This window comes from Paenibacillus sp. LjRoot153, assembly GCF_964253085.1.
Classification (GTDB): domain Bacteria; phylum Bacillota; class Bacilli; order Paenibacillales; family NBRC-103111; genus Paenibacillus_E.
Window position 1 is genome coordinate 3,861,046 of the sequence record NZ_CAXUQH020000001.1, and the last position, 17,708, is coordinate 3,878,753.

Sequence of the window (17,708 nt, forward strand, 5' to 3'; positions counted from 1 at the left end):
TATGAAATAAGCATCCATTACAATGCGTTGTAATGGATGCTTATTTGCGCATTTTTTACTTGAAAATTACGTTATGATGTAAGAATTGCAGATTTTCGAGTATATCCGACATAAACGTATAGAGGCACCAAGTAAATCATGGTAAAATGAATATAATAGATTCAAATAAAAAAATTATGCTTAGGCTTATCGATTTGATTCAATGACTCCTGTAGCTATCATTATCATTGCCTTAAGTTAGGAGACATCACTGTGGAAACAATCTCAAGTACGTATCACATTCCCTTTGTCATTTTTTCAATTCTCATTGCTATCATTGCATCATTTGCTGCATTGGATCTCGGAATTCGAATCCATAAGGCAAAAAGATCAGCGAGGCATGCTTGGTTAGCTGGCGGTGCATTTGCAATGGGAATGGGTATTTGGTCGATGCATTTTGTCGCAATGCTAGCTTTTCATTTACCAATATCTGTTACATACCAATTATCTACTGTGGTTTATTCCATAGTTCCGGCATTGCTTGCATCTTGGTTAGCTTTATATATCATCAGTAGACCAATTATGCGCAAACCACACGTATTTATTGGAGCTACTTTTATTGCTACAGGGGTCGTATCCATGCATTACATTGGCATGGAAGCAATGGTGATGGGGGCAACTATTGAATATAATCCTTATTTATGGGCTCTTTCTGCCATTATTGCATACGTTGTCTCTTTAGTTGCACTCCTGTTGTTATTCTCGGTAAAACAGAATGCCAGTTCACCACGTATAATGTTGCGGAAGCTAGGTAGTTCGTTGGTCATGGGCCTAGCGATAAGTGGTATGCACTACACTGGTATGGCAGCAGCAACTTTCAAGCATGATCATGCGCACATCGTTTCAGACCTTACGTTCGATACGAAATTACTGGCCTATTTGATAGGTTTTGGTATTTTATTCATTCTAGGGCTAGCGTTCATCAGTACATTCATCGATAGACGATTTGAATCACAGATGATGATGTCGGAGAAAAGATTTCGCTCCGTTGTAGAATCTGCTCATGATGCAATTATCCTAGCTGATCATAATCGGACAATTATATCCTGTAATAAGGGTGCACATCTCATTTTTGGCTATGAAGAACAAGAGCTTATTGGAGAAGGATTACATCGTATTTTCCCAGAACGGTTCATAGCAGCACATCAAGAGCGTTTGGAGAGTTTCCTTGCCACTGGCGAAGCGAATGAACTTGGAATGACATATGAATTGCTAGGGTTACGAAAAGATCAAAGCGAGTTTCCGATTGAACTTTCGCTTGCAGTTTGGAAAGAAGAAGAAAGCCCGTGCTTTAGCTGCATAATTCGGGACATTTCTGAAAGAAAAAGGACCGAAGAAAAAATTAATCGGATGGTGTATCGTGATCCCTTAACGGGTCTGCCGAATCGGCTTCTATTAAACGATCGTCTCGAGCTAGCTTTAGACCAAGCGCATGAAAACCAACAAAGCATGGGGATCATGTTTATTGATTTAGATCGTTTTAAATTTATAAATGACACGCTTGGCCATGCTATGGGAGATAAATTATTGATTGAGGTTGCGAAGCGGTTCGAAGCTTGCATTGGTAAAGGAGATACGGTTTCTCGCCAAGGTGGCGATGAATTTATTATTCTTTGGGCGCATACAACTGCTGATGAGATGATAAAAAATGCTAATAAAATTGTTCGTATTTTCTCACAATCCTTTACCATCCTTGAACATGAGTTATTCGTTACACCTTCTATTGGTATTAGTCTCTATCCTTCTGATGGAAGCGATATTGAAACATTAATAAAAAATGCAGATACCGCGATGTACCGTGTGAAAGAACAAGGTAAAAATAATTTTCAGTTTTATACACCTGAGATGAATGTAGCGGTCACCAAAAAAATGCAGATGGAAATTGGGCTGCGCAAAGCATTAGAGCGAAATGAATTTAAAGTGTTTTATCAACCTCAGATTGATGTGAATTCAGGTAAGATTACCGGAGCAGAAGCATTAATTCGTTGGCAGCACCCCAATTGGGGACCAATATCGCCAGCCGATTTTATTCCACTAGCAGAAGAAACTGGATTAATCATTCCAATTGGTGAGTGGGTTCTCAATGAGGCTTGTCGTCAAAATAAAGAATGGCAGAAGCAAGGCTATGAACCATTTCGTATAGCTGTAAATATTTCTTCTAGACAATTTAAGCAAAGTAATTTAATCGATATGGTGAGTAAAGCCTTAGATGAGTCCGGATTAGATCACCAGTATCTAGAACTTGAGTTAACTGAAAGTATTATTCAAGATTCCAAGTATGCCATTGAGACGATGCATAAACTGAAAGCTATGGGTATCTTTTTATCCATCGACGATTTCGGAACAGGTTATTCATCTTTGAATTATTTGAAGTTGTTCCCTATTGACAGTTTAAAGATCGACCAATCGTTTACTCGAAATATGTTTGAGGATGCGAAGGATGCTGCACTTGTACATACGATTATTTCAATGGCTCATAATTTGGATCTGAAGGTCATTGCAGAAGGGGTAGAAACGAAGGAGCAGCTTCAATTCTTGCTATTAAAAGAATGCAATGAAGCGCAAGGTTACTTATTTAGCCGCCCATTACCTGCTCAGGAGATGACTGGTATCATTAAGCAGCAATATACATTTGGGAAACAGTGATTTCAGGGCCTTCTCTTTGGAGAAGGTTTTTCTGATTATTCTGAAACGGAAGCCAATATGGATATACAGGTATCTTTTGTGCTATAATTTGATATTGGGTTAATACAAGTTAGAGCTATATTTATAGATAAAGGGAAGTGAATTCATCATGTCAAAGGAGAACCAAAATACATCGGACTTAAAATCCGACAAGGTTAAGGATTACTCCAAATACTTTGACTTCTCGGATGCGAAAGTGTTAAGCCAAGAAGAAGGCAAAACGACTTACCGAATTAAAGGTAGGAACATCCAAATTAATTCTGCACCGAATTACAAAGATGAAAAGCAACGTGGTAAAGAGGACATTCAAGTTCACTACGATTTTGCGATTCCAGAAGATATGCAGGAGTTTGGTAAGGACAAATTTTATTTAATCACGACTTACGGATGTCAGATGAATGAGCATGATACCGAAGTCATGAGAGGTCTTTTTGAGCAAATGGGTTATACGGCTACGGATGACAAGCAGATCGCAGATGTGATCCTATTAAATACGTGCGCGATTCGTGAGAATGCTGAAGACAAGGTGTTCGGTGAACTTGGTCATTTGAAGACGCTGAAAGCGCAGAAGCCAGGACTTATTCTTGGTGTATGTGGTTGTATGTCGCAAGAGGAATCCGTGGTTCATCGCATTATGCAGAAACATGCGTTTGTCGATATGATTTTCGGAACACATAATATTCATCGCTTGCCAAGCCTTTTGAAGGATGCTTTTTTCAACAAAGAAATGGTTGTGGAGGTATGGTCAAAGGAAGGCGATATCGTAGAAAATCTCCCCAAAAAACGGGAAGGTATCCGTGCTTGGGTTAACATTATGTACGGATGCGATAAGTTCTGCACCTATTGTATTGTTCCATATACACGTGGTAAGGAACGAAGCCGTAGACCGCAGGACGTTTTGGCAGAAGTCAGAGATTTGGCTCGTCAAGGCTTTCAGGAAATTACGCTACTTGGACAGAATGTCAATGCCTATGGCAAAGACTTTGAAGATATAACGTATACTTTCGCTGATTTGATGGACGATATTCGTAAGATTGATGTTCCACGTATTCGATTTACAACATCGCATCCTCGAGATTTCGATGATCGTTTGATTGAGGTATTAGGGAAGCGTGGTAATCTTGTTGAGCACATCCATTTACCCGTGCAAGCTGGTAACACGGATGTCTTAAAACGGATGAGTCGGAAATACTCGAGAGATCATTATTTGCAGCTAGCAGGCAAAATCAAGGCAACGATGCCGGATGTCGTATTAACGACAGATATTATTGTTGGTTTTCCCGGTGAGACCGATGAGCAATTCGAGGATACGATGACGCTGTACGAGCAAGTAGGTTTTGACTTTGCATTTACTTTTATCTATTCACCGAGAGTAGGTACGCCTGCAGCGGAAATGGAAGATAATGTTCCGATGGAAGTGAAGAAGCAGCGTTTATACAGGCTTAATGAGTTAGTAAATAAGCTGAGTAAAGACAGCAATGAACGCTTGTTAGATAAAACTGTCGAAGTCTTAGTAGAAGGCGAAAGCAAGAACAATACAGATGTGCTTGCTGGTCGTACGCGGACGAATAAGTTAATCCACTTCACAGGAAATCCATCCTTGATCGGTCAAATGGTTCATGTCAAAGTTACTCATGCACAAACTTGGATTTTGAAGGGTGAGATCGTACAGAAGCCTCTTCAGATGTCCGTATAAAATTTCGAACTGGATAAATAGGAGCGTGTTAATAAATGTCCCAATGTGATCATGCACATGACAATAACCAGCCTCATGCATTTAAAGTAGAGGAATTTACAAATACAGAAATGATCGTCCGCGAAGATATTTTGGCGAAAGCGAAGGAACTAGCTGCATTACTTACAACTTCTAATGAAGTTCAGTTCTATCAAAAAGCTGAAAAGCAAATTGCTACGAATCCTGATATACAAGGGTTGATTAGTGCGATTAAGAAGAAACAAAAAGAGATTGTTGCTTTTGAAACGTTCCAAAATAAGAAAATGGTGGAAAAAATCGAGAATGAAATCGAAGTTCTTCAGGATGAATTAGATGGTATTCCAATCGTTAATGAGTTCAAGCAAACACAAGAAGATATTAACTATTTGCTTCAACTTGTCATGTCAGTAGTAAGAGACACGATTTCGGATAAAATTACTGTAGAAGCAGGCGCGGCAGAAGCACCGACTTCATGCGATTAAGTTAGACATGTAAATGAGAAGGGAATCGCCCTCAACGAGCAGTACAATGGTGCTGAGTTGAGCGGCGATTTACTATTTGTTATGAATGACCACTAGGCTTACGTGAAGGAGAGTTGTCATGCTGACAGTTCGAAATTTGAGTAAAGTATTCCCTCCGGACAATCAGGTCCTATCGCAAATTAGCTTTCAAGTAGATGCAGGAGAATTTATCGCGGTGATCGGCAGCAGTGGCAGTGGGAAGACAACACTGCTTCGTTGTATTAGTCATCAAGAGAAATGGACAAACGGTCAGCTCATTTATAACTCGAATGATATAACGAAGCCAGGCCCGTGGGACCGTTTCAAATTGGGGAAGGATTTCGCTTTCCTAGAGGAGAAGCCTTTTCTAAATCGGAATAAAAGCGCTGTCAAAAATGTGTTGATGGGTAGAGTGTATCAGGCTCCACTACGGATGGTTACAGGCTTATCGTCGAGAAATGAGAAAATTGATAGCATGGATTTCTTGGAGAAAGTTGGTCTTTTGGATAAAGGAGAAAAGAAGGTTGGTCAGCTTAGCGGTGGAGAGCAGCAACGTGTTGCCATTGCAAAAGCTTTGATTCTTGGCCCTAAGGTGCTAGTGGCCGATGAGCCGGTATCAGGACTTGATCCGAAGTCTACTGAGTACATTTTGCAAGATTTGAAGTCGTTGTGCAAAGACCGCAACATGACTGTCATTGCAACTTTACATAAAGTAGAACTCGCTGAGCGTTTTGCAACACGAATTTGGGGAGTGTCGGAAGGTCGAATCGTTTTGGATATTCCAGCTCGACCGCTTACGTTGAATGAAAAAATGCTTGTTTTTGGTCAAATATGATTAGGGTCTTATTCGTTTGTTTGGGAAATATTTGTCGTTCACCTATGGCGGAAGCGGTGTTTCGTCATCAAGTGAAGGAAGCGGGTCTTGAAAGTGTCATTTCGATTGATTCTGCGGGAACTGGGGATTGGCACATTGGTCATCCACCTCATCAAGGTACACGGGATATTCTTGACCGATATCAGATTGGTTATGAGGGCCTTAAAGCCAGACAGGTCCGTCCTGATGATTTCTATCAATTTACGTATATCATCGCCATGGATGAAAGTAATGTCGTGAACTTGGCCTCATTCGCACCAGAACTTGCTGGGAATGAGAAGCGCGCCTCCATACATAAATTGTTGGACTTCTCAAGTAATCAAACAATTACTGAAGTACCTGATCCCTACTATACGGGGAAATTTCAAGAAGTCTATGAGATGGTTGAGGAAAGTTGTAGTCGGTTGCTTGCTTTTATCGTGGATCAACATAAGCTAATTAAGTAAGGGGAATACAACATACCAAAAAGCAAGCTAGATAAGAGCGAGTCTCTTATCTAGCTTGCTTTTTGGGTTATGTTCAGTATTGTTGGAATACAATAGAACATTGTGTTCCACAGTTGAGGCTGCTAGTGAATGAAATTTTGCCATTCATTTTCTTAATTAGACTCATAACTACGACAAGACCAAGTCCTGTACCGTGTTGTTTGGTCGTGTAGAAAGGCTTACCCAAGGAGTTCAATTGCTTGTCAGTCATACCAACACCCGTGTCTGTGATCGATATCTGAACGGCACTCGGATGTTTGCAAGTACGCAACGACAGTTTTCCGCCATTTGGCATGGATTCAATTGCATTCTTAATGAGATTCAGTAAACATTGGCGAAGCTTTTGAGACTCACCAAGAATATAAAGAGGTGTTTCACATTCATGTGAAATATCAATGGTAATTTGAAAATCATTCGCGTAAGGGGTAATAAATCGAATTGTATGTTCTAGTTCTTCTTTAATATCAAGCTGTTCCTTCATGTCAAGGGAGGGCTTCGCATAGTTAAGGAAATCTGTCAGTATGGTGATGGCTTGGTCTACACCTGATAAGGCATGATCAACATAACGCCTACGATCTGGTGTAGTAAGGTCTGATCTTGCAAGTAATTGCAGAAATCCACGCGTTGACGTGAGAGGGTTTCGGATTTCATGTGAAACTGTAGCCGATAACTCAGCAAGCATACGATTTTTCTCTAAATGAGTGATATGTCTTCTCTGTATTTCATATTTGTTAATAAAAAAAAGTAAAGATATCATAATCCATAGTGAGACAAAGGCAAGGGCTAAAACAAAGCCAGTATATAAGGAAAATGGTGCTAAGACATAAGGAGCAAGTGGTGCATACAATAGTTCATAAATGATGAGGATACCGGTTGCATACAGGAGTTTCACCTTCAAATCTGCGCTAGTTACACGATTTCGAACTAGAATTCCTAACATTAATAAGAAAGTGCTGCTTAGTAGAGCTGGCTCCCAATAATAATTGAGTACGAACATGCAACCAATATTAAATATGATCCATGTCATGATTGAAGGCGCAATGCCAACGCCTAATGTCACAAAAAGCAAACAGACAGGGACTAATTGTAAGGAGTAGATTAATGGGTCAATATCCGCAAAGTTCCAGTATAGAAGGATGAAACTTAATAGGATGAATGAGAAGAAGAGATTCAAGTGTTGTTCTTTATGTATGAAATGGGGAGCAAGAATGAGGTGGAGCAGAGCGGCGCTCATGATGTAGAAAAGGTTTTGTAGTTCATTGGCAATAATGAAATGAAGCAATCTTAAGCATCCTTTCCATATTTCGACAATTTGGTAATTATTTCTACATTATCTCACAAATGCGGTTTGAATCAAGAGAAATGGCCTATTTTGAATGCTAAAGATTTCATAAAGACTTATAGTCATTGGTGTATAAACCGCTGTATAATAAAGAAAACACTGTTTGCAAACGTTTACAATATTAAGGGATTTGAAGCCGAGGAGAGATGTGAATGCGGTCGTGCTCACAGGTGTGCGGTGTTGTGTTTAATCCGATCGAAGACGAATATGTAGACGTTTGTGAAGATTGTGAGGCATCGGAGAATGACATAGACATGGAGCGGGAATCGTTAAGTTTTTATTTGGGGACGTGCGGTCTAATCATTGATTATTTGCTTTAAATGGCTAATTTAAAAAAAGGTTGATTACCAGCCATTTCTTGTTACAATAATAGTAGATTTATTATTCATACTATTCACTCTATATGCAGTTCATTTTTGAAAGGAGACCAAGCATGGTAACTTTACCTAAATTGAACGATCTCGGATTTTTCGAGATAAGACTGGAATCCATCGGCGGTCTAGGCGCGAATCTGGCGGGTAAGATGCTGGCAGAAGCAGGAGTCGTTGGCGTTGGTTTGAACGGTGTCAGTTTCTCATCCTATGGGTCTGAGAAGAAAGGATCGGCAGTAAAAGCACATATTCGATTTTGTGACATGGATACGAAGATTCGGGATACATCCCCCGTTGAACGACCGCATGTTGTAGGTGTTTTTCATGAGTCTCTTTCCAAAACTGTAAACGTTATCAGTGGCATCTACGAGGATAGTACCGTGTTAGTAAATTCAACTAAAACGCCTGATGAATTGAAGGAGAAGATGAAGCTCAGGGGAGGGACGATTGCTGTTATTGATGCAATTGGTATCTCGCTCGAGGAGAAGAATCGTGTTAATATGGCCATGCTGGGAGCCATGTTCCGATTGTGTGATTTTTTGGATCCAGATGTCATGCGCGGCGTTATTAGAAAGTCTTTAGAAAAGAAATACCCACTTGCAGTTGCACCAGCATTACGTACATTCGATCGTGGATATAACGAAGTAGTTTTCCAAACGTATGAACTTCCAGAAGGGGAATCTATGCCAGATTTTGTACGCTATGATACACCAGTTCTGGGCTTTGCTACTCAGCCTATCGGGGGCGTCGTTACGAACCCAGGTAACAGTATACTCAAAGATTTGAGCATTTCTCGTGCTGGAATGATGCCGCATTTTCACGAAGATTCATGTATTCACTGCGCTTCTTGTGATAATGTGTGTCCTGACTTTTGTTTTGTATGGGATGAGCTCCCCGACAAAAAAGGCCGTCCCCAAATGTTCCTGCAAGGCATAGACTATCAATATTGTAAAGGTTGCCTTAAATGTGTACAAGCTTGTCCAACCGATGCGCTCTCCAGTGAGCGTGAAGAAGATGGTTATGCTGATCTTAATCGCATGCCTCATCGATTCAATCTAGCTATAAACTCTTAGAGAGTATTTATGGGAGAAGGGTGGAACTACACGCATGGCCATTGATATCAAGCAGGAATTAGGTCTAGCCAAAGTCGAACAGCGGATTGTGTATGAATCAGGGAATGAGATGGCTGCCTATGCAGCACATCAAATAAATTATCATGTCATGGGATACTTTCCGATTTCACCATCTACGGAAGTAGCTCAATTTCTAGATCTCATGAAGTCCAATGGACAGCATGACATTGTATTAATTCCTGCCGACGGCGAACATGGTTCAGCAGGTATATGTTATGGCGCATCAACTGCTGGCGGCCGCGTATTTAACGCGACAAGCGCCAACGGTTATTTGTACATGTTGGAACAAATGCCCGTGCAATCAGGGACACGTTTCCCGATGGTCATGAATCTGGTTTGTCGTTCTGTGTCCGGACCCTTGAATATTCATGGCGATCATTCTGATTTATATTATGCCTTGAATACGGGATGGCCGATCGTCATGTGCCGTGACCCGCAAGCTGTCTATGATATGAATATTATGGCGCTGAAATTAGCTGAGGATCCTGAGGTGCGTTTGCCGGTCATGGTCGCATCAGATGGTTATTTCACCTCTCACCAAAAGCGTAGAGTGCAAACCTTCGCACATCGGGCTGATGTGCAGGCATTCGTAGGTGAGAAGCCACAGGGCTTCCCAGATACCTTGGATCGTAATAATCCGATTACCGTCGGACCCTATATGAATGAGCCGGATTACATTAATAATTGTTATCAACAGTCAATGGCGATGTATAACGCCGAAGGTGTATATGACCGTATCCGGCAGGAGTATGCCGAATTGACGGGTCGTGACTATCCGATTCTAGAGTTATATCGGATGGAGGACGCGGAAGTCGCGGTATTCCTGATGAATTCGGCTTCCGAAATCATCAAAGATGTCGTCGACCAGCTCCGCGAGAAAGGCATTAAAGCAGGTTCGATCGCACCGAACCTGATCCGACCTTTCCCGGCGAAACAGATTGCAGAGGCGCTGAAGCATGTGAAAGCGATCACTGTGGGCGATCGCGCGGATTCCTATGGCGGGCATGGCGGCAACATGGTCAATGAAATTAAAGCGGCATTGTTCACACATGGGAACAAAGACACGCTTGTCATAAGCCGAATCTATGGCTTAGGTGGCAAAGACTTTTATGCCGAGGATGGGCATAATCTGTTCCAATTCGCCATTGACGCGATGGAGAGCGGCAAGGTAGAAGTGCCTTTCGATTACTACGGTCATACGCCGGGGGATCCTTCGAAAGCACCGAAGCGAGTATTGACGCCAATGAAGTATGAAGACCTAAAGACGGGTCTCATCACCGTTTCCCCGGATGAGAATACCGGGAAATTAAATGTACGCATCCCGCCTCTTCGTTCTTTGACGAAAAAGCCCAAGCGGATTGCTCCAGGTCATGGCGCTTGTCCGGGCTGCGGTATTTTCTCAGGACTTGAGCTGTTCTTCAAAGGAATAGAGGGCGATATTGTCTCCATATTCCATACTGGCTGTGCAATGGTTGTAACAACGGGTTATCCGTACTCGGCGCATAAAGCTACTTACATCCACAATCTGTTCCAGAATGGCGCAGCAACACTGTCAGGTGTTGTAGAGATGTTCTGGGAGCGGAAGCGTCGCGGAGAACTTGATCATCTGGGGTTGAAGGATGATTTCACTTTCGTCATGATTACAGGCGATGGCGGTATGGATATCGGAATGGGACCAGCGATTGGAGCTGCTCTTCGCAATCATAAAATGATTATTCTTGAGTACGATAATGAAGGTTACATGAACACAGGTGCACAGTTGTCGTATTCAACGCCGATGGGCCATCGGACTTCGACATCCAATGTCGGGAAGCATCAAGGTGGGAAGGTATTCCATCATAAGGATACTGCGCAAATTATGGCAGCGACGCATATACCGTATGTCTTTACGGGTTCTGAAGCGTATCCGCAGGATCTGGTCAAGAAGGCGGCGAAAGCGCAATGGTATGCGCAGCATGAGGGATTGGTGTATGGCAAAATCCTCATTGCTTGCCCATTGAACTGGCTGTCTGATGATCAAGAGGGCTCTAACATCGTCGGTGCTGCGGTGGATTCCTGTTTCTTCCCACTTTATGAAGTGGAGCATGGGGTGACTTCGATTACTTACAATCCAGAGGATAAGAGTAAGAAGATTCCGTTATCGGATTGGTTAAAAACGATGGGGAAAACGAAACATCTTACAAAACCCGAGTATGAAGGCTCACTGAAATCGTTCGAGACGGAAGTTGAGCGTCGTTGGAATATGCTGAAGGCGAAGCATGAGAATGCTTATTTGTAAGTTGCCATAACATGATCTGAGAAGCTCGCCTACAAATGGAGGCACATTCCCCTCGTGGTGAATGTGCCTCTCTCATTAGGAGGTATAGAAAGATGCCTTATGTGCTGCAGCAGAAAGAGTCAGAGCAAATTTATACGACTACACTGGTTAACCATTATGGACTCACTTACTATGGTGTGAAGTTCTGGACTGAGCAAGAGGAAGCAATCGAGCAAGCCAGTTCCTATTTAGAATCACAATCCGTGAGTAATCCTGACAGTTGGCAAGTTATTGAATTGGAAGAAAATGAGATGAAAATAGGGAATGTAAAACTGAAAAACTCCCCGCAATGGCGGCTGTTTTGGTCATCTATAACTCGCAAAGCTGAAGCGCGAAAATTGGAAAATTAAACCTAGCCGTCAATAGGCTAATCGCCACGCATCCTATGACAATAATCCCTACCATTCACCTATATTCGCGTATGACCCCCTCAAACTATAATAAGGATACGAAAGAAATTTTTAACATTAAGAGGGGGAGGGTTAGACGATGAATAAATTGACAATGGTTATCGCGGTATTGATGGTATCATTCATGGCTCTACTTCCGAAAGATACGCAAGCTGCAGAGGGTGTCGTGACGAAAGCTCAGATTGTAGCTGGTGTAAGCTTTCGAGATCAACCAAGTACGTCGAGTAATGTCATGCGCTTATTGAAAGTCAACGAAGTGGTAACGGTGACAGACTATACGACGGTGAATTGGTTTCAAATTAAGGATGCACAAGGTGTAAGCGGATACGTATCGACAAACAGTAAATACATAACGATTGTTAGTAATGCACAAATTATTTATGGCGTTAATTTCCGTACATTACCTTCTTCAGACGCTAGCTCGGGTTCGAAAGTGATTCGAATGTTGGCAAAGGGTGAGGAAGTTCTGATCACAGATAAAGTGAATGATAGCTGGTATAAAGTCAAAGATGCTGACGGTGTCAGTGGCTATATGAGCTCAAGCTCCAAATACATAACAGCAGACTTCTCCGTAATAAAGCCAAATATGCCTGTAGCTGATGAGATTGAAGCTGTAATTGAAGCGGGACAAGCGTACCTGGGAACTCCGTATGAATTTGGATCAACACGAAATGATCCTACTACTTTTGACTGCTCTGATTTTATTCAGACGATGTTCTGGGATGCGCTCCGTATGTCATTGCCAGGTGACTCTGCAGCACAAGGTACTTATGTAAGATCATTGGGTTCCATTGTCAAGGATTGGACGAATCTTAAACGTGGTGATCTTCTTTTTTTCAGTTCATATAAAGGTGCCAAAGCATCGGATTATGACGGAATCAATGTACTGACGGAGCCGATTACACATGTCGGTTTATACTTAGGCAACGGTCAAATGCTGCATACCTATTCTGTTGAATCAGGCGGCGTTCGTGTTGATACAATTGATGGCAAGCAGTGGGAAAATCGATTTTTGTACGGTGGCCCTGTTTTAAAATAAGTTGATGGTTCGAACAGGCAAGGTTTGCCATATACTATAAGAAGAGGCGGGTGCTGCCTTGAGCATCCGCCTTTTTCTCATAGTATATGGAGAAAGGGAGAGCCTTATCTTTGAAACCTTCGGCGACGAACCAACCACTGGAATTTAGGAACACAACGGAAAGAGGACTTAACCTGGATACCGTGCACGAGCGTATTCTTCATTTCATGCGTCTTGACCCCGTTGCAACCTATAAATTCATTATAGGGACGGATTGTCAGGTACACACAGGTCATACGAAATTCATTACCGGCGTAGTAATCCAGCGGCTAGGGAAAGGAGCGTGGGCATGTTATCGTCAAGTCATCGTACCAAGAGCGCTTCACTCAATTAAAGAAAAGCTTTCGATGGAAACTACGTTAAGTGAAGAGATTGCGATGTATTTTGACGAAAACAAACGATTAGATATGGAAAATATTATTCTTCCTCATCTGTATCAAGGTGCCACTTTCGATATGTTCATTCATATTGACGCGGGGGATGATGAGAATAGAAATCGGACGGCCAAATTCGTCCAAGAAATGGTGAGACGTGTGGAATCTGTCGGCATGGTTCCGGTCATTAAACCCGATTGTTATGTTGCATCCGCCTATGCGAATCGCTTCTCCAAGAAACCATATCGACCCCTTTATGAAGACAATGAGGTGTTCGATGGCAGTTTATAAGCTGGGTAATGAACCGTTAGCTCGAATGGTCAAAGCGATCTTGGGAGCTAACGGTTTTGTTTATGAAGCAAGGGTACGGAGTGTTTCTATTTGAAAAAAAGGGTTTCCGAGTATTCTTAGCGAAGTATTGCTGAATGATGATTGTAGCATTAGGGGGGACTCCATGAGCAAAACGTTTATTATCGAAGCTGTGATGTTAGCCGTGCATGGCCAGCTCATGCTGCCATCAAAGCCTGTGACTTATTTGATTCCTTATACGACCATTCAAGAATTATATGAACTTCATAGCAGCCCTGAACCCATTATGTTAGAGCAAGAAGATGATGGCTTTGTCAAACAAATGATCGGTGAGCTCATCGCATTTTTTGAGGAATCGTTTAATAAGAAAAAAATAGAAAAAGCCTTGTCTATGCCATGGGGCAAAAGCCCTCCGTTACCGATTAATGAACATGTGACATTGAAAATTGTTTATGCGATTGATAATGAAGCTTATGGCGATCAATTTGATCCCATCGAAACGGAATTGATATTGACTTCGATAAAAGAACAATCTGTACTATTAACGGATCAATTTGATTTTATTGAGCGATTAGTGGAATTTGCCATACCTGTTGAGGCTTTCGATGTAGAGGATTTTGAATTCGCGGTTGAAGGCGACAACCAAGTTTAAGAAGAGGAGCTGAGTCAGGGTATTATGCGAGTCATTGAAAAAGAGGAACAATTAGCATTACTCCCAGCTAATTGGTTCGGGGCCCAAACATGGACGCTTCGTGTTGGTGCAGGCGGGATGAATAATACAACTCGATTCGTTGAAGTAGAGGGTCGTACATATGTTCTGCGATTGTATGAGACGCATCGTGACCTGAACAAAATTAAGTTTGAACACAATGTATTGCTTCGTTTAGCTGAAATGAAAGAGGAGCTTCCTTTCGAAATTCCGATGCCATTAGAGCTGCCAACTGGGGGAACTGTGGTGACTTTAGGGGAAGAAGATGGTAAGCTTGCTGCCTTGTTTACTTTCACAGAGGGTCATAATCCAATCGAATTAGGTTTAAAACAATTGCAAGATATGGGGAAGGCCGCAGGACAGCTATCTGCTTCTTTAGCAAAGATTACGAATGTAGGTAAACCGGAGTACGCTCCTTACTATGAAATAGAACATATTCATCCTAGCTGCAAGCCAGATGCGATTCGAGCGTTTTCGCTGCAACCGCCAGAGCCTTTTATCGCACAGCAGGAAGAACTTGCTTATATATTTAATCGTTACATGGCTTTGTACAGCGCAATTCCCACCATTCGTCAGCTGCCCCATCAACTCGTCCATGGCGATATTAATGGTTCCAATATGCTGGTGGATGACGAGGGACGTTTTGTAGCCATTCTCGATTTTGAATTTGTAACCATTGATGCAAGGGTCATGGAACTTGCCGTGTGTTTATCCGATCTGATTGACCCGATGCTTTCCGAAGATAGACTGAGAAGGAATAGTCAAGCTTTCTATGATGGTTACCGCCAGTTTGTTCAATTATCGCAAGATGAAATCAGGATATTACCTTTGCTGATCGAGCTTCGTAGGCTGGATGTTTTCATTCATTTCCTCGGGCGATACTTGGATGGCGTAGATCCACAAGGTGTGCTTGTCGATATTATTGGCAATACCTTCGAAAAAACGAAATGGCTCCAAGAGCATAATACCTTGCTACGTTTCGATCTGATTTAGTTAAAAAAGCGTGCCATACTAACTTCAAGGTTAGTAAGACACGTTTTTTTCAGTTCTTTTTTTGTTGAGAGGCATCAACTATACTTGTACATAGGAAGTAGAATATTTGTGAAAACTTTAGTGAATACATATGTTTCCTACCTACTATTAAGGTTACTTAGAAATGTGAAGGAGGACTATCATGGTCTATCAAGCAAGTTTAACACGTTATGCCGAAATGAAATATAATCGTACAGGAAAATCGGGACTGAAGCTTCCAGCCATCTCACTCGGTATGTGGCATAATTTCGGAGGTTTAGATTTACATGAGAACGGAAGAGCTATGCTGCTACGTTCGTTTGATTTGGGGATTACACACTTTGACTTAGCGAATAACTATGGACCGCCACCAGGCTCTGCCGAGGAATTAATGGGGCGTGTGCTTAAAAGTGACCTCGCGGCTTATCGCGATGAATTAATCATCTCGACCAAATCGGGTTACCACATGTGGGAAGGTCCTTATGGCGAGTGGGGCTCTAAGAAAAACATGATATCCAGCTTAGATCAAAGTTTAAAAAGAATGGGATTAGATTATGTAGATATTTTCTACTCTCACCGACCAGATCCTAACACGCCGTTCGAAGAAACAATGGCGACATTGGATCTTATCGTCCGTCAAGGTAAAGCGCTCTATGTCGGTCTTTCCAACTACTCAGCTGAGCAAACGAAAGAAGCGGCTTCCATTCTCAAAGGTTTGGGGACACCTCTTCTTATTCATCAACCCGCCTACAGTATGATGAATCGCTGGATTGAGGATGGATTACAAGATGTATTGGATGATATCGGTGCAGGTAGTATCGCTTTCTGTCCGCTTGCTCAGGGCTTGCTTACGAATAAATATGTAAACGGAATTCCAGAGGATTCGAGAGCTGGTGGGAAGAGCCAATTCTTGAAAGAAAAAGACATCACAGAAGAGAAGCTTAACCAAATTATTCAACTGAACGAATTGGCTGGCTCCCGTGGTCAAAGTTTGGCACAGATGTCGCTGGCTTGGGTACTTCGCGGCGAACGTGTTACCTCTGCTTTGATTGGTGCTAGCCGCGTATCTCAGATTGAAGAGAACGTTGCTGCTCTGAAAAATCTTGAGTTTGCGCCAGAAGAATTTGCTGCAATAGAAAAAATCCTGAAGTAATCTTCAGGATTCCAAGCGCTTATCAATCGCTTCAGACATTGTACGATCCGTGAGATGCGCATAGATTTGCGTGGTCTCTGGGGAAGCATGGCCAAGCTGTTCTTGCGTTTTGTACAAGTCGTTCTGTAAGTAATAATCGGTTGCGAACGAGTGTCGCAGCTTATGTACAGATAAGTACGGCTTACCAAACCGTTTCGCATATTTAATCACAAGCTCTTGAATTGCTCGCTTTGTCATACGTTCGCCTTCTTTTTTGCCATTGGCCATGGCAACGAAGAGGGCTTTTTCTTTTTTTGCTGGCTTATATCGGTTGGAGCGAATACTCAAGTAGTCCGTGATGGCTTGGATGGCATCGAGACGAAAGTAGACTGGTGTTTTGAAAGTATCGTCATTTTTACCTTTTCGATACACATGGACGAGTTTCATTTTCATATCGATATCATCGACATTTAGATTAAACACTTCAGATACACGAAGTCCTGAATTTAGGATCAGCGTAACGATACAGGCATCTCTGACTTTATTTAATTCATAGGCATAGAGTGCTTGTTTATTCGTTGCGACATCATGCTCATAGCCTTCCTTCACATAAGCAATGAACTCTGCAATTTCTTCTTCCTGCAGCAACTTGCCTTCGAGCTTCGCTGCGCTATCTTTGGCCTTGTGTGCACGCTTAATCTCCACCTTCGCCATCACATTTCGCTTCAGGAGCGGGTAGAAGTTATCATCTTCGGCAATTTGACTCAAATAATGAAATAACGATCGAAGCGCAGATAATTTGCGGTTAATCGTGGTTTTACCATTAGCTTGTGCTTTACGAGTCGCAAGGAACATGCGAAAATTATTAACGCTGTCCATATGTAATCGCTCTAAGTCCTCAAGGGGAACTAGATTCATTACAGTCGCAGTGCTTAGTCCTTCGGCTAGAAGCCAAGAGAGGAAAATTTCATAATCACGTACATATTCAAGAAGTGATGAAGGTGAAAGATCAGGGAGCTTATAATTAATAAATTTCTCAATATACCAAGGCATCGAAGGGACTCGTCGATCTAACTCATGGCGGTCTTTGATTTTAATAATGTTCATAGCGGTTCACCTCATAAGCGTCTTGCTGTTAGTATACCAGTGGATTCCCTAAATTGGTAGGCATCACAATCAAACTATTTGGCACCCTGTAACGTCTTAGCTACAACATGATTCAATT

At 42.0% G+C, this 17,708-nt stretch carries 16 protein-coding genes; 14 read left to right on the forward strand and 2 right to left on the reverse strand.

Annotated elements, in window-relative coordinates; genetic code table 11:
- The first annotated feature begins 252 nt into the window (after window positions 1-252).
- From ACSQ8P_RS16400 to ACSQ8P_RS16420, 5 genes are all read left to right on the forward strand, one after another.
- The gene (locus ACSQ8P_RS16400; RefSeq protein ID WP_436236120.1) at window positions 253-2,685 is read left to right on the forward strand and encodes an EAL domain-containing protein; all 2,433 of its coding nucleotides are present in this window, start codon (window positions 253-255) and stop codon (window positions 2,683-2,685) included.
- 148 nt (window positions 2,686-2,833) lie between these two features.
- Window positions 2,834-4,420, forward strand: coding sequence for a tRNA (N6-isopentenyl adenosine(37)-C2)-methylthiotransferase MiaB (gene miaB, locus ACSQ8P_RS16405; RefSeq protein ID WP_436236121.1), 1,587 nt, complete (start codon window positions 2,834-2,836; stop codon window positions 4,418-4,420).
- 35 nt (window positions 4,421-4,455) lie between these two features.
- Window positions 4,456-4,920, forward strand: a complete 465-nt coding sequence (locus tag ACSQ8P_RS16410; RefSeq protein ID WP_436236122.1) for a RicAFT regulatory complex protein RicA family protein — start codon at window positions 4,456-4,458, stop codon at window positions 4,918-4,920.
- Window positions 4,921-5,038: 118 nt separating this feature from the next.
- Complete coding sequence (locus ACSQ8P_RS16415; protein ID WP_436236123.1) at window positions 5,039-5,773, forward strand: phosphonate ABC transporter ATP-binding protein; 735 nt, start codon at window positions 5,039-5,041, stop codon at window positions 5,771-5,773.
- Window positions 5,770-6,258, forward strand: coding sequence for a low molecular weight protein-tyrosine-phosphatase (locus ACSQ8P_RS16420; protein WP_436236124.1), 489 nt, complete (start codon window positions 5,770-5,772; stop codon window positions 6,256-6,258). Before ACSQ8P_RS16415 ends, ACSQ8P_RS16420 begins: the two co-directional genes overlap by 4 nt.
- Window positions 6,259-6,331: 73 nt before the next feature.
- Here ACSQ8P_RS16420 and ACSQ8P_RS16425 read toward each other — a convergent pair whose 3' ends face one another.
- Window positions 6,332-7,579: an ATP-binding protein gene (locus ACSQ8P_RS16425; protein WP_436236125.1), complete on the reverse strand. Its 1,248-nt coding sequence runs from the start codon at window positions 7,577-7,579 to the stop codon at window positions 6,332-6,334.
- 212 nt (window positions 7,580-7,791) lie between these two features.
- On the opposite strand from ACSQ8P_RS16425, the gene ACSQ8P_RS16430 reads away from it, so the two are divergent.
- From ACSQ8P_RS16430 to mgrA, 9 genes are all read left to right on the forward strand, one after another.
- Complete coding sequence (locus tag ACSQ8P_RS16430) at window positions 7,792-7,959, forward strand: hypothetical protein (RefSeq protein WP_436236126.1); 168 nt, start codon at window positions 7,792-7,794, stop codon at window positions 7,957-7,959.
- Window positions 7,960-8,072: 113 nt separating this feature from the next.
- Window positions 8,073-9,083: a 2-oxoacid:acceptor oxidoreductase family protein gene (locus ACSQ8P_RS16435; protein ID WP_436236127.1), complete on the forward strand. Its 1,011-nt coding sequence runs from the start codon at window positions 8,073-8,075 to the stop codon at window positions 9,081-9,083.
- Between the two features lie 34 nt (window positions 9,084-9,117).
- Entirely contained in the window at window positions 9,118-11,421 is a 2,304-nt protein-coding gene (locus ACSQ8P_RS16440; protein ID WP_436236128.1) for a thiamine pyrophosphate-dependent enzyme, read from the forward strand.
- Window positions 11,422-11,513: 92 nt separating this feature from the next.
- The gene (locus tag ACSQ8P_RS16445; RefSeq protein ID WP_436236129.1) at window positions 11,514-11,810 is read left to right on the forward strand and encodes a hypothetical protein; all 297 of its coding nucleotides are present in this window, start codon (window positions 11,514-11,516) and stop codon (window positions 11,808-11,810) included.
- 139 nt (window positions 11,811-11,949) lie between these two features.
- Window positions 11,950-12,909, forward strand: coding sequence for a C40 family peptidase (locus tag ACSQ8P_RS16450; protein ID WP_436236130.1), 960 nt, complete (start codon window positions 11,950-11,952; stop codon window positions 12,907-12,909).
- An 86-nt stretch (window positions 12,910-12,995) separates the two neighbouring features.
- Complete coding sequence (locus ACSQ8P_RS16455) at window positions 12,996-13,613, forward strand: ribonuclease H-like YkuK family protein (RefSeq protein ID WP_056625171.1); 618 nt, start codon at window positions 12,996-12,998, stop codon at window positions 13,611-13,613.
- Between the two features lie 163 nt (window positions 13,614-13,776).
- Complete coding sequence (locus tag ACSQ8P_RS16460) at window positions 13,777-14,283, forward strand: ADP-heptose synthase (RefSeq protein ID WP_436236131.1); 507 nt, start codon at window positions 13,777-13,779, stop codon at window positions 14,281-14,283.
- A 24-nt stretch (window positions 14,284-14,307) separates the two neighbouring features.
- Window positions 14,308-15,333 carry a phosphotransferase gene (locus ACSQ8P_RS16465; protein ID WP_436236132.1) on the forward strand — a complete coding sequence of 342 codons (1,026 nt, stop codon included), beginning with the start codon at window positions 14,308-14,310 and terminating at the stop codon, window positions 15,331-15,333.
- 181 nt (window positions 15,334-15,514) lie between these two features.
- On the forward strand, window positions 15,515-16,504 hold the full coding sequence (gene mgrA / locus ACSQ8P_RS16470) for an L-glyceraldehyde 3-phosphate reductase (RefSeq protein ID WP_436236133.1): 990 nt from the start codon (window positions 15,515-15,517) through the stop codon (window positions 16,502-16,504).
- 3 nt (window positions 16,505-16,507) lie between these two features.
- On the opposite strand, the gene xerS is transcribed toward mgrA, so the two are convergent.
- Window positions 16,508-17,590, reverse strand: coding sequence for a tyrosine recombinase XerS (gene xerS, locus ACSQ8P_RS16475; RefSeq protein ID WP_436236134.1), 1,083 nt, complete (start codon window positions 17,588-17,590; stop codon window positions 16,508-16,510).
- Window positions 17,591-17,708 lie beyond the last annotated feature (118 nt).